The 11,868-nt window shown below is 33.2% G+C and carries 10 protein-coding genes; 4 read left to right on the top strand and 6 right to left on the bottom strand.

Going from position 1 to position 11,868, the window contains the following annotated elements:
- The first annotated feature begins 93 nt into the window (after positions 1-93).
- From NO995_RS12370 to NO995_RS12355, 4 genes are all read left to right on the top strand, one after another.
- Positions 94-531, top strand: a complete 438-nt coding sequence (locus tag NO995_RS12370; RefSeq protein WP_240572704.1) for a DUF4870 domain-containing protein — start codon at positions 94-96, stop codon at positions 529-531.
- A 93-nt stretch (positions 532-624) separates the two neighbouring features.
- Entirely contained in the window at positions 625-969 is a 345-nt protein-coding gene (locus NO995_RS12365; protein WP_240572703.1) for a PadR family transcriptional regulator, read from the top strand.
- Positions 962-2,788, top strand: a complete 1,827-nt coding sequence (locus NO995_RS12360) for a PspC domain-containing protein (RefSeq protein WP_258227778.1) — start codon at positions 962-964, stop codon at positions 2,786-2,788. The genes NO995_RS12365 and NO995_RS12360 overlap by 8 nt, the downstream gene beginning before the upstream one ends.
- 102 nt (positions 2,789-2,890) lie before the next feature.
- Complete coding sequence (locus NO995_RS12355) at positions 2,891-3,619, top strand: head GIN domain-containing protein (protein WP_258227777.1); 729 nt, start codon at positions 2,891-2,893, stop codon at positions 3,617-3,619.
- 76 nt (positions 3,620-3,695) lie between these two features.
- Here NO995_RS12355 and NO995_RS12350 read toward each other — a convergent pair whose 3' ends face one another.
- From NO995_RS12350 to NO995_RS12325, 6 genes are all read right to left on the bottom strand, one after another.
- Positions 3,696-5,831 carry a glycoside hydrolase family 2 protein gene (locus tag NO995_RS12350; RefSeq protein WP_258227776.1) on the bottom strand — a complete coding sequence of 712 codons (2,136 nt, stop codon included), beginning with the start codon at positions 5,829-5,831 and terminating at the stop codon, positions 3,696-3,698.
- Between the two features lie 230 nt (positions 5,832-6,061).
- Positions 6,062-6,637 (bottom strand): YceI family protein, encoded by a 576-nt coding sequence (locus NO995_RS12345; RefSeq protein ID WP_258227775.1) that lies wholly within the window; start codon positions 6,635-6,637, stop codon positions 6,062-6,064.
- A gap of 137 nt (positions 6,638-6,774) precedes the next feature.
- Positions 6,775-8,049: a hypothetical protein gene (locus NO995_RS12340; RefSeq protein WP_258227774.1), complete on the bottom strand. Its 1,275-nt coding sequence runs from the start codon at positions 8,047-8,049 to the stop codon at positions 6,775-6,777.
- Positions 8,050-8,117: 68 nt separating this feature from the next.
- Complete coding sequence (locus NO995_RS12335) at positions 8,118-8,702, bottom strand: YceI family protein (protein WP_240572697.1); 585 nt, start codon at positions 8,700-8,702, stop codon at positions 8,118-8,120.
- A 435-nt stretch (positions 8,703-9,137) separates the two neighbouring features.
- Positions 9,138-10,268 (bottom strand): cytochrome-c peroxidase, encoded by a 1,131-nt coding sequence (locus NO995_RS12330; protein WP_258227773.1) that lies wholly within the window; start codon positions 10,266-10,268, stop codon positions 9,138-9,140.
- 2 nt (positions 10,269-10,270) lie between these two features.
- Positions 10,271-11,866, bottom strand: a complete 1,596-nt coding sequence (locus tag NO995_RS12325) for a DUF6850 family outer membrane beta-barrel protein (protein ID WP_258227772.1) — start codon at positions 11,864-11,866, stop codon at positions 10,271-10,273.
- Between the last annotated feature and the right edge of the window lie 2 nt (positions 11,867-11,868).

Below are 11,868 nucleotides of genomic sequence, written 5' to 3'. Positions count from 1 at the left end.
TGTTAAATTTTTGTTAATTTTAGGTACTATGCGTAACATAATACCTGTTTTAAGACATATATTTGCATAAGAAACTATTATATGTTTTTAATCATGCTAGACCAACATCAAAAAAACATCGCAACATTCATCCACTTATCAACCTTCAGCAGGTTTATAGTTCCGTTTGGAAATTTCCTTGGACCAATCATCCTATGGATAACGAATAAAGATAAGTCGGAGTTTATAGACGCTCATGGCAAACAGGCTATTAACTTTCAAATAAGCATATTACTATATGCCATTATTTTAGGAACCTTAACCATACCATTTTTTGTTTTTAAGATTTTTAGCGGTATAAATATTTTCAATTTTGATGGTTTCCATTTCGATTTTCACAAAGCTTCACCACTATTATTTGTAGGCGGATTTTTAGGAATCATTGCAGTTATAGGCTTTATTATGGAACTGGTTTTTATTATCGTTGCCAGCTTAAAAGCCAGAGATGGAGAGTATTATCAATATCCTTTAACCATTAATTTTTTAAAATAATTTCATCAATTATATACTGAATTATTTCAGTTTTCATCAATCAAACATCAATCAAAAAATGAACAGTTTTACAACCTTAAAATGCTTTAGAACATGAAGATAGAGAACACAAAAGCACAAATGCGTAAAGGCGTTTTAGAATTCTGCATACTATCGGTCTTAAAAGACGACGATGCTTATGTAGCAGAAATTTTAGACACTTTAAAAGACGCAAAACTGCTTGTTGTAGAAGGCACGATTTACCCACTACTAACAAGACTAAAAAACGCCGGACTTCTTAATTACCGTTGGGAAGAAAGCACTTCGGGACCACCCAGAAAATATTACGGTTTAACCGAAACAGGAAAATTATTTTTAAAAGAATTAGATACCACTTGGAGCGAATTACAAAACGCCGTTAACATAGTAACCAACACAAAAGCAAACAAAAATGAATAAAACAGTCAACATAAATTTAGCAGGTATATTCTTCCATATTGATGAAGATGCATACTTAAAATTACAGCGCTATCTTGAGGCTATAAAACGTTCATTTACCGACTCTCAAGGACGTGCAGAAATTATTGCAGATATTGAAACTCGTATTGCCGAACTATTTAGTGAGCGTTTGCAAAACGAAAGACAGGTAATTGGCAATAAAGAGGTAGACGAGGTAATCTCTATTATGGGACAACCGGAAGACTATCTTGTAGACGACGAAATATTCGAAGATGAGCCACAAGCTTTTTCATCAAACAAATCGAAAGCCAACAAAAAACTATTTAGAGATACCGACAATTCTTATATAGGTGGAGTCTCGGCTGGATTAGCTCATTACTTTGGTATGGACGCTATATGGATTCGTTTAGCATGGATTTTATTAGTAGTCGCTGGTTTTGGAACAGGTATAATTATCTACATTTTACTTTGGATATTAGTTCCTGAAGCTAAAACCACTGCCGAAAAACTAATGATGACCGGTGAACCGGTGAATATTAGCAACATCGAAAAAAAAATTAAAGACGGATTCGATTCGGTAAGCGAAACAGTTTCTGATGTAGCTAAAAACGTATCTGATTCGGTATCGGGAGCTGCGAAGAAGGTTGACATAAAAAAGCAAGGCAATAAAATAAAATCGAGTTCAAGAACATTTTTCGATACCCTTGCCGATGTTATTATGTTCTTCTTTAAAATTATAGCCAAATTTATCGGTCTTATTTTAATCCTGATAGGAGCGTCTACCTTAATTGCTTTAATTATTGGATGGTTTTCATTAGGGGCTATAGATGTTATTCCTGGAACAGATTTAGTAGGCATTGTAAATGCCGGAGGAACTCCTGTTTGGTTGGCATCAGTCCTTGCCTTCTTAGCCGTTGGTATTCCGTTTTTCTTCCTATTTTATTTAGGATTAAGAATTCTAATTACCAATCTGAAATCTATAGGTAAAGTTGCTAAGTTATCGTTATTAGGATTATGGCTGTTTTCTATTATAGGTCTAACAATTATAACGATTAAAGAAGTGAGCGAGCATGCTTATAACGAACACTACATTGAAAAAATGTCGTTAGAAACCACTGTAACCGACACTTTAATGGTAAGCTTTGCTGATAACGATATTTTTAAAAATCCGTTTTACAGAAGTAATGATTTTAAAGTAGCCACTAACCATGATGGAAAGAAGAACATCTTTAGCAAAGATCTAAGAATTCAAGTAAAGTCAACTACTGATAGTTTAGCATCTATCCGTATAGAGAAAAGTGCCGATGGTAGAAATTACGAAAAGGCTTTAGATCGCGCTAAAAATATTGAATACAGCTATACTTTTAATAGTCATGAATTAATTTTAGACCCATACTTCACCACACCAATTTCTAATAAATACTGTGAGCAGGAAGTATTAATTACGCTGTATTTACCAGTTGGAAGCATAGTTAAATTCACCAAAAACACTGAATCGTTTTTAAATTACAGAACGCATTCTAACAACATAGTGTCTTCTAATCAAGTAAATCATTATTTAACAATAGACAACGATACTGTTATTTGCGATACTTGTGAAACAGAAAATGATGAAGAGGAAGACAATGATATTGAAATTAACATTGATATGCCTCAGGTAAAAATTAACGATAAGGGTATTGAAATTAAAACCGGAGACAAACAAATTTTAAAAATTGACGAGAATGGTATTAATGGCAATTCTGAAAATGTCCGCGTAAAAATCGACTCAACAGGCATTAATATCACTTCAGAGGAAATCGAGGAAGAAAACAATTAACAATTCATCATCAAAAAACAACAGTTCAATCATTTAAGTTATTCATCAAAACTATAAAACCAGATATTTGAACTAAATAAATCAATCAAAAAACGAACAGTCATGACAACTCTAATCAAAATTATCGTAACCACCATATTAAGCTTGAGTCTATTCTCTTGCAATTTCGATATTAACTTCAACTCAGGAGTAAAAGGTCATGGCAATGTAACAACTGAAGAACGTAACATTTCAGAACCTTTCTCAACGATTAAAGCCACCGAAGGGCTTGACGTTTACCTAACACAAAGTGACAAGACAGGAGTAACTGTAGAAGCCGATAAGAATTTACAAAGCCTTATTATTACCGAAGTTATTGATGGTACTTTAAAAATCCATTGTGAAAAGAACATTGGCAGATGTAAGTCTAAAAAAGTAATGGTGAGCTTTACGGATATCTCAAGTATTAAATCAACCAGTGGCAGCGACGTATATTCTACCAACACCATCGTTGTTAATGATTTACATTTAGAATCAACCAGCGGAAGTGACATGAAACTAGATGTTAACACGAATAGTTTAACCTGTAAAACCACAAGCGGAAGTGATTTAAAAGTATCAGGGACCACGAAAAAACTTATTGTGGAATCGACAAGTGGAAGTGATTTTAAAGGTGCTAATCTTATTGCAGAATCAAGTCAGGTGAAAGCCACAAGCGGCGCCGATATTACGGTAAATACTTTAAAAGATTTAACGGCTGATGCCAGTAGTGGCGCTGATATAAAATACTTAGGGGAACCTGAACAAGTAAACAAAAACAGTAGTTCTTCTGGCAGTGTAAAAAAACAATAGCCACTAACCAACCCTTTATATACATAAAAGGCTTCACGATATTTTTGTGAAGCCTTTTTTCTGTAACACTATTCTCTTAAAAACCAGCATGTGCCTTTGTATTTTCTTTAATGTTATAGTCCTTTGTTTTTTCGGAAGTAAAATTCCATTTTATAACATCTTCAAATGTGTTACCGTCCTTTTCAGCTACAGCTTTAATGGTATTTTCCCCTTTTGTAAGATTTACATTTTCAAAAATATAACATACGTCTGTCGTTCCCATTTTAGGATTTTCTAACAAAGTACCGTTTAAATACACTTTTGGTTCACCTAAATTTGAATAGACTTTTATATTAGTTTTTTGCTTTTCGCGCTCTACCATACGGCGCTCTGCTAAATACAAAACCGGTTCTTTACTCCAATTGGCTTTATACCAGTAAAACGCATCTTTTTTAGTCTTTCTATCGAAAGTTACCAATCCTTTGTGATTGCGGGCTTCAATACCACCATTATTCCATTTTGGCACACAAAAATCAAACATGTTCCACACATAAGAACTCAAAATATTTGGATTATTCTTTATGTGTCCATACTGAATTTCGTGTGTTTTAGTTTGATAGGTTTCAGGATAAAAAGGCAGTGTATAATTCCAGGTGTCACCTAAAAATTCGGTTTGATGATTTGGGTTTCCTCCTGCGCCGTACTCGGTAAGCATCACTTTATACTCCGGGTAATTTTGCTGAATTCCCTTTGCCCATGTGTCTAAACCGTCCACTTTGCCTTCATACCAACCATAATATCTGTTCATTCCCTGAATATCGGCATTTAAATTTACCGGATGATCCATGTGCCCGTAACCATTTACTGCAACTGTGAAGCGCTCCGGATCTTCAGATTTTGCCAAATCATGAAGTTCTTTAGTTAATTGCGCCGTATAATCGTGAGGTTTATACACTTCGTTATGAAGTCCCCAAACGTAAATGGATGGATGGTTATAATTTTGACGGATTAAATCTGCTAATTGAGACTTTGCATTATCGCTTTCCTGACCGCTTACACGATTTACAAACGGAATTTCAGCCCAAACCAATAACCCTAAACTATCACATTTTGCATAAAAATATTCAGATTGCTGATAATGTGCCAAACGTACGGTGGTTACTCCCATTTCCATAATCATCTCTAAATCGATGTCGTGTTGTTCTTTCTCTAAGGCATTACCAATACCCCACCAATCCTGATGGCGACACACGCCATACATCGGGTATTTTTCTCCATTTAAAAACACGCCTTCACCAGCAACAACCTCAACTTTTCTAATTCCTAAAGGCTGAGTAATTTCATCTAAAACCGCATTTCCTTCTGTAATAGTTGTAACCACTTTATACAGATACGGATCTTTACGTCCTTGCCACAAATGTGGTTTGTTTAAAGTTAATGATGTTGTAAATATTTGAACACCCTGCGGACTTAGAGAAACTTTTTCGTCTTTTTTAGTCACTAATTTACCTTCTTGATTATATATTTTATGTTCTAAATTAACCTGCTGAAGATTTTTCAGTTTACTTGAAAGTTTCAATTTTACAGAAACATTTGCCTTTTTATTATCTATGACTTCCTGAGAGATATACACGCCATTTGAAGCATGATCGGTGACATCAATATTAATTTGATTGGTGGTTATTAACCAAACCGGACGATGAATTCCGCCGTAAACACCAAATAAATTATGGTTTATAGGAATAACATCTTGACGTGCTTCGTTATTTACTTTCAACACAAAAGTATTCTCTTCACCAAAATTTACAGCTTTTGTAATTTCAAAAGAAAAGGCTGAATATCCGCCTTTGTGATTACCAACAAACACGCCATTAACATACAAATCAGCCACCTGACCAACGCCTTCAAATTTTAAGAACAGACGCTTATCTTTTAATGCTTCATCGACTAAAAAGGACTTTTTGTAATATGCAACGCCTTGGTAAAACACACCGTGCTCAACTTGCATATCTTTAGCATTATAGGTATGTGGTATTTTTACATCCGTCCACTTTTTATCCCAGTCTTGCATAAACGCAATGTTGTCTGTTGTAAATGGTCCTTTTTTAAACTGCCATCCTTCATTAAACGATTCTACTTTTCTACCGGTTTGTGAAATTCCTAATTGCGTTATTAAAATAACTAATAGGAATGTGATAATTTCCCTTTTCAATTTTCCTTTCTTGTAATTCATTATTTTATTAAGACTAGTTACTTACAAAAAAAGAATATTATTAAGTTGATGTGGTAGACATTTCTATCAAACTAAGGTTTCATTTTAATCAATTAAAACGCATGTTTAAATAAAGGTTCAAATGTTCAACCACATTTCATTTTATTTAACCTCACCGGACATATTCATAAAAAAAGGCTTCACAAAGTATTGTGAAGCCTTTTATATTTTTTTTAAAAAGAATCTTTTATTTATTCGACTACTAAATTAAAATCTATGAATATTTCGTTGTCAACTGTAATTAGACCAAACATTTTCTTAGGTTGTTCTAAATTATAATCGCTTAAACACACTTTTAAACCGCCATTGATTAAAGTACTACCATTCCTTTTTACGGTAACTGGTATTTTATACTCTCTTTTAATTCCGGCAATTTCAACATCTACCAATGTTTGAACATTATTTTTATCTTCCAAACTACTGGTTTCTTTTAAAATGAGTTTAATCTGCGGATGGCTTTCTGATTTCAGAATTTTCTGAAAATCTCTATTAATACCTTTTCCGCCACAATCGAAACAACCATTGTCCAAAACCAGCGCTGTTTCTCTAAATTTTAATTTTTCTCCATTTGAAAAATAAGTTACAGATACTGGATTTTTAAGACGTTTGGAATCAAAAACACATTTAAAAGTATTTACATTGGTTGTACCTTTAACTACTAATGTACTTTTTGAAGACACAACAATCGACGTGTTATTTACCGCAGTATCCTTATTTGTAAAAGCTAATGCTGCTAGTATAAACACTATGAACACAACTCTTCTCATTTTTCTTTTTCTTTTAATTCTTTTATAAAGATAATAAACAAGTCTCTAAAGTAATTGTTTAGTCGAAAGTTTAACTATTTAACAATACTTTAGAGACTTTATCTACTACTATTTAGCTATTAATCGTTCTTATTGTTTTAGAAACTAATTACTGCTTCAACCATTGCTCCGTTGAATTTACCATCTTCTAGTTGAGATCCAACAGCATAATCTTTATAACATTGGTTAACATATTCAGCTTTTAATAAGATGTTTTTAGTCATAAACCAACCTGCACTTGCCTGGAATCTATCGATAGTTACATCATCACCACTTGCTAATTCAGCATCAACCATGTTATAACGTCCACCTACATAGAAGTTTTCATTTTGTCCGAAACGGTAGATTAACTCACCAGCATATTGATTTGTGTTTCTTCTATCTGTTTCAGCTAAAGCTCTACCATTAGTCATTTCAATTGTTCCGAAAAACTCTAAACCTCTATATTTCACAAATGGATTAACCATAACCGCTGTTATTTTATTTCTAAATCCAGGGTCAAAACGACCAGATCTGAATGGACTTGAAGCAGAAGCATCAACATTTTCCATTACAAAATAATATCTAGAACCTGCACGGTCTGCGGTATACAAGTAATTGTTAGCAACATATCCTGTATTATATAAAGATCCTGTTAAACGTACTCTTAAATCATCATTTAATTGATTATCATACCCTAGTTTTGCTAAAAATGAAGCTCCACCAGTTGTACCGTTACTTTCTACTACAGACTGATTTAATTTACCATTAGTAAAACCAACCATACCAAATAGTCCACTATTACATCTGTAGTAAACTTCTGCACCAACTTCGGTTGTAAAAGAATCCATAATTAAGTTACCAACAAATGGATTGTAAATAGCTTGCGCATTATCAGTTCTTCTAAAGTGTGTGTCACCATAGTTGTTTTCCATGTGACCAATTCTAATGGTTGTATGTTTCATTAAGTTACTTAATAAACCTTCACTAATAAAGTCTAATTTATCAATTTGAAAGTACCCCCCTTTAACGTATGGTTCCGGGTGGTGACGAGATGATAAATAGGTTCTTAAGTGCATACGAACACCATCTGCTAAAGCTACATCTAAATCTAAGTTTGCTGTTGCTAAGTTAAAGTTGTAACCTATTTCTTTTAATGGAACTGCTCCAGAGTTTTCATGATCTAAAGCTTGGTATTGTAAAGCGAATGCTCCTCCTACACGTACTTTAAGACCATCGAATGTTGTAATGGTATCTTTTTGATCTTCAAAGACGTTTACACCTCTTTGATCTGGTTGCCTGTAATTATCTAAACTTCTATTATTTTGCGCATAAAAACTAACTCCTGCTAGTAAGGCTACGCCTAAAATTGCATTTTTGAAAACTGATTTCATGATTCTAATTGTTTAAGTTGTAAAGTGTTTTAAATTGATTTATAAAAATATGTGGTTGAAAATTTGATTTATTTTAATACGGTTGAGTATTTTACTGTTACTTCATCGCCAGTAGTGATGGTTCCGAACATTGCTGTAGGAGGGTCAACTTTAAAATCTGTCATTTTAAACGTTTTTTCTCCATCTAATGTAATTTTAGAACCGTTAATAGTAACTTTAAAATTCATTGGAACATTTTTAGTTGTTCCGGCAATAGATAAGTCGCCTTGCGCTTTTACTTCGTAAACACCGGACCCTTTATCTGTAACAGTATTAACTTTAGTTAATTTAAAGGTTATAGATTTATACTTGCTTGAATTTAAAGCTTTGTAAGTGTTTTTATCCATACCAGATTTTCCACTTTTTAAGCTTTCAGTTACAATATCTAAAGTAAGCTGGTCTATTGTGCACGCTTCTGTGCTAGAAAATTTTATTTTACCTGATTGATTTTCAGCATCAATATGCCAATCGTGTAAACTTGAGGTTCCGTAAACTTTTAATGAAGATTCTTTGTTTACTAGATTATATTCTTGTGCCTGAACCTGACTTAAACCTACAAATAGTATCAGGACTAATCCTAATACTGTTACGCCTATTTTTCTAAATTTACTCATCACTTTTATGTTTTAAATTATACGACAAATATACATTTTACTTGAATTTTGAAACTATGATTTTTATCATGTTTCGGTTAAATAAACTTAATCAAACACTACAAAAAAGAACTTAAACAACTGATATTCAGTTTTATAATATTAATAAAAATATTACACGCATCAAAGTGTATTTCGATGTATTTTTTGAGATATTTTTAAATTTTAACATAACCAAGTCTAAGATTTTCCTTAAAACAGATAAACCTATCCTTAAAAAATAAATCATGGGAAGAATTGGGAATTCAACTGAGAATATACAAAATTTATTTACATCTTTTCGCTATTCTCACAAAACAATACTAATTTTACTACATATAATATAAAATGACAAGCATAAAAAAAATCCTGAAATAATACTGTTTCAGGATTTTATAATATAAACTTCACAACCTTTTACATTGGTAATTCCGGAGGCGATTCTCTATGTCGTCTGGACTCTAAAGTTTCTAAAAACGCAACCAATGCGCCTTTTTCCTCTACTGTTAATTGCAAGGCTTTTAATATAGGTGAGGTTGTTGGAAAAAGTGTATCATTTAATTGATGTGCTTTGCGTTTAGGCTGCGGCATCCCAGCGTTATACATATTTACCACACCTTCTAGATGTGGAAATAATCCATTATGCATGTATGGTCGCGTTCTGGATATTTCTCTTAAACTTGATGTTTTAAATTTCCCGACATCTTCTTTCTTTCCAGTAACTTCATAAAGCCCTAAATCTTCAAACGGACGACCATAATAAGTTAATCCGGTATTGTGAAACTGATTATCTGAAAAATATCCTGAATTATGACAATTAATACATCTGGCTTTGGTTCTAAACAAATGCAAACCTAAAACTTCCTCATCTGAATATACTTCTGAATTACCGGAAATAAACTTATCAAATTTAGTACTCTCACTAACAATAGAACGTTCGAAAGTTGCAATAGCTTTTCTTATTCTTTGCTCAGATATTTGTGATGTACCAAAGGCTTTTTCAAAAAGTGCTTTATATCCTTCAATTTTAGATATGGTATCGACAGCCAGATTAATGTGAAAATTCATTTCCAATGAATCTTTAATCGGGAAATTAACCTGATCTTCAAGACTGCCTGACCTGCCATCCCAAAATAATTTTTCAGCGTAAGCGACATTTAAAATCGTCATAGAATTTCTTCGCCCCAATTGACGGTTATGCCCATAGCTGGTTCTTCTTCCGTCGTTCCAGCCAATTTCGGAATCATGACAACTGGCACAGGCTATTTGTCCGCTGGACGATAAACGCGGATCGAAAAACAGCGTTTTCCCCAACTCTCTTTTTTCTTTAGAATACGGATTCGTTTCAGGATAAACAACAGCATCTAAATGACCAATATCTTGAAAGTTAATAGCGGTTATCGAATCTAAATCGGGTGCCGGCCATTGCGTATAATCGCCACTACTATATTGCTTTCTAAGTACATTAATATCATAATACTGATAGGTTTTAAATGCTGAAAAAAGCACTACTAAAACCAGTACTGGAATAAAACTATATTTTTTCATCTTTAATAGCTGATAGTTAAGCTGGCAAGCCCGCTAAAACGTGAAGGGTCTGAACTTGAAAATGCATGCATTTGTTGGAAAGCAATCTGATAACCAGCCTGCAATTTCAGACTTACATTATAATGCTTTTGAGAATTGATATTAATAAAAGTTCCGCCACTTAAATTTAACTGATTCACACTGTATAATTCATGGTTTGGAATAATCACTTCGCTATAAAAATCGCGCTGCGCGTAAGCTGCAAAATCGTTTTCCTGAATATTTTCTAAATCTGAAGTATTTCCCTGAATATATAATTCATCAAGATTCAACCTCAATGTACTTTTAAAAAACGGACTTAAAGCCATATTATCTGAAACGGCAAACGAACGCATAATGTAAGGTTGAAAATCTAAATTTGTATAATTTGAAGAAGTTGTCGCCAAAGCATCACGTTGTTCTACGCTCCAAATTTTTGTACTCAACCCCATATCCCAAAATATCTTTTCTGAACTAAAATTTAAGTACGACAACCCTGCTTTCAAAGCATTTTCCTGAGCTGAATAGGTTTTTCCACCTTTAGCATACCAAAAATTATCTCCAGAACTAAAATCGCCGCTTACATTAAACTTTATCTGTTTTAAAGGTGTTATTTTATATAAACCTAAAACATTTACCGAAAATGATTCTGGTTTATAACTTGCAAAATAATTTGAGGTATCATCTTTATTTACAACTCCATTATTTCTATACGTAAGCTGATCTGCTGCTTTATACAAGGCATCTGCCATTATGGTTAAATTTTCCGTTTGGAACGTGTACCCTAAATGAGCCTGATACTCGGTGATGCGACGTTGCGTAGAATTTTTAAACGGACTTGATAAAGAACCGTAACCTGACATCCATCTTACATAAATATCGTAATTAGCAGGTAGGTTTTTATCGTTATTAGAAAACTTGATCTCGTTATCGACATGAGTATACCCGTAAGCAAACGATGCTTTTATATGATGTTTTTCAGCTAACTTATAACTTAAACCCAGATTAACATCTAAGTTATTGTAAGTTATTTCTGGTCTGGGGTCTAAACCAATACGATACTTATTAAACAACGTGTAATTCGTATTTAGTAAAAGTTTAATTTTAGAACTTACAGGCAAAATAAAACCGCCGTTTATATCATACTCCTGATTACTCCAGTTTCCACCTTTTGAAACACCGAAATAATGCGGATCGCTCATCACCCCATTTTCAGGTAAATCGTAAGACAGATTCCATTTTAAGTTTTTATAAAATTCTTTTGAAATAGAAATATCACCAAAAAACAATACGCCGTTTTTATTGCGGTACACCCCTTGAGTTTTTAAACCAAAGTTATTTATGGTTTCGGAGGTGCGACCATCTTTTAAATCACCGCTTTCGGTTTTAAAATATAAAACAGAAGCCGTATAATCTTTAATTGTGGCAAACTGATAGTTTAAAGGAAATTTGCTTAACTCCTGCACTAAATCTTGAGCAAAATTTTGACGCACAGGATCCTGAATACTATCAGTTTTTCGTTGACCGAAACCAACTAAACTGACACTAAAACCTAGCAAAAAAAGAAAATACTGCTTCATAA

Source organism: Aestuariibaculum sp. M13 (assembly GCF_024723255.1).
Classification (GTDB): domain Bacteria; phylum Bacteroidota; class Bacteroidia; order Flavobacteriales; family Flavobacteriaceae; genus Aestuariibaculum; species Aestuariibaculum lutulentum.
Note: the sequence above shows the minus strand (reverse complement) of the source record. Positions and strands in the feature narration are given on the sequence as shown.

Coding starts and splice junctions, on each gene's coding strand:
- NO995_RS12370 (WP_240572704.1), top strand. CDS start 94: ATGCTAGACCAACATCAAAAAAACATCGCAACATTCATCCACTTATCA.
- NO995_RS12365 (WP_240572703.1), top strand. CDS start 625: ATGAAGATAGAGAACACAAAAGCACAAATGCGTAAAGGCGTTTTAGAA.
- NO995_RS12360 (WP_258227778.1), top strand. CDS start 962: ATGAATAAAACAGTCAACATAAATTTAGCAGGTATATTCTTCCATATT.
- NO995_RS12355 (WP_258227777.1), top strand. CDS start 2,891: ATGACAACTCTAATCAAAATTATCGTAACCACCATATTAAGCTTGAGT.
- NO995_RS12350 (WP_258227776.1), bottom strand. CDS start 5,831: ATGAATTACAAGAAAGGAAAATTGAAAAGGGAAATTATCACATTCCTA.
- NO995_RS12345 (WP_258227775.1), bottom strand. CDS start 6,637: ATGAGAAGAGTTGTGTTCATAGTGTTTATACTAGCAGCATTAGCTTTT.
- NO995_RS12340 (WP_258227774.1), bottom strand. CDS start 8,049: ATGAAATCAGTTTTCAAAAATGCAATTTTAGGCGTAGCCTTACTAGCA.
- NO995_RS12335 (WP_240572697.1), bottom strand. CDS start 8,702: ATGAGTAAATTTAGAAAAATAGGCGTAACAGTATTAGGATTAGTCCTG.
- NO995_RS12330 (WP_258227773.1), bottom strand. CDS start 10,268: ATGAAAAAATATAGTTTTATTCCAGTACTGGTTTTAGTAGTGCTTTTT.
- NO995_RS12325 (WP_258227772.1), bottom strand. CDS start 11,866: ATGAAGCAGTATTTTCTTTTTTTGCTAGGTTTTAGTGTCAGTTTAGTT.